General features: G+C 43.8%; 2 protein-coding genes. Both read left to right on the forward strand.

Annotated elements, in window-relative coordinates; all coding sequences use genetic code 11:
- The first annotated feature begins 373 nt into the window (after positions 1–373).
- Positions 374–622 carry a hypothetical protein gene (locus R7P35_RS26030; RefSeq protein ID WP_005466481.1) on the forward strand — a complete coding sequence of 83 codons (249 nt, stop codon included), beginning with the start codon at positions 374–376 and terminating at the stop codon, positions 620–622.
- Positions 623–665: 43 nt separating this feature from the next.
- Positions 666–1,072, forward strand: a 407-nt coding sequence (locus tag R7P35_RS26035; protein ID WP_318093361.1) for a phage holin family protein, incomplete at its 3' end; no start/stop codon positions are given.

A 1,072-nucleotide genomic window follows, 5' to 3' on the forward strand; every position in this document is an offset into this window, starting at 1 on the left:
CATTAAATATGAACAATATTTTTCATGTGGCATTTTATATCTAGCATTTTGTATGCCATGAATATTGAATGTGAGAGATGCCAGATAATATAAGGAGTAAGCATGGTGGTGGTTATTAATTGCGCGTGATTGCTTCTGGGGAATAAGAAAAAATTACAAATAAGAATCCATTCAAAGGAAATAATTACAGGTCATTTTGCAACGATTGGAGCTATTTAAATTCTATTTCAATAAAAACAATGACTTATTAACTTGGCACAGTAATCGCAATACCACTCACGAGGAAACGAAAAGAATTCACTTTTATCAGATTACTTCTCAGCGGAATCACAACCGTTTAATCCAAGGTAATCTCAATCAACGGAGGCTAGTTATGGCTAATACAAAAGAAAGCGCAGTTAAACCTCAAGAGCAATTTGAAGAAGCGTATCACCTTGCAGAGCAAGCCACTTCAGAAGCGGTTGGCGCCATGAAAGAACATGCCAAAGAGAAGCTGGAAGTCGGCGCAGAGAACATTCAGCAAGCGACCAAATCCGCAGAAAACGTCATTAAAGAGCGCCCGCTGTTGAGTATCGGTTGTGCATTCCTGGCAGGTTGGGCGGTCTCTAAGCTCATCAAATAAGCCTGTTCCTTACATTTCGCTCTAATCATGAAGGAAGAGTTTTATGAATGACTCCGAGCATACCATCAATGAGCGCCAAGGCTCGGCTACTGCAGACAGTAGCCGAGCCCTAAATGGGGCTAAAAATCAGGAAGTTGAACAAGCCATTAATGGGCTACGAGCCATTTTGTCGCAGATTGACGACCTTTCGACGTCACTGCGAACGTGGTCGGGCTCGACGTTGGATTTGTTTCTGCTAGAGATGAAAGTCAACGTAGCGGCTGCGCGCCAAATCGTGATGTTCAGCGTCATTTTTACGCTGCTGTCGGTGCTGTTTATCTTCAGTGTGTGTTTGGCTGCGGGTATAGTGACGTACCACTTTACCGCTCAACTACTGCTAAGTGTTGGCGTGTTTATTGTGTCGTTAGGTCTAGCGCTAGTTGGGTTGGCGTGGTGGCAGAAGCGGCTGAC

Origin of the sequence: Vibrio sp. Vb0304 (genome assembly GCF_033338995.1) — a bacterium.
GTDB lineage: Bacteria > Pseudomonadota > Gammaproteobacteria > Enterobacterales > Vibrionaceae > Vibrio > Vibrio alginolyticus.

Bases quoted from the DNA above. Each gene is read 5' to 3' on its own strand.
- R7P35_RS26030 (WP_005466481.1), top strand. From the start codon at position 374: ATGGCTAATACAAAAGAAAGCGCAGTTAAACCTCAAGAGCAATTTGAA.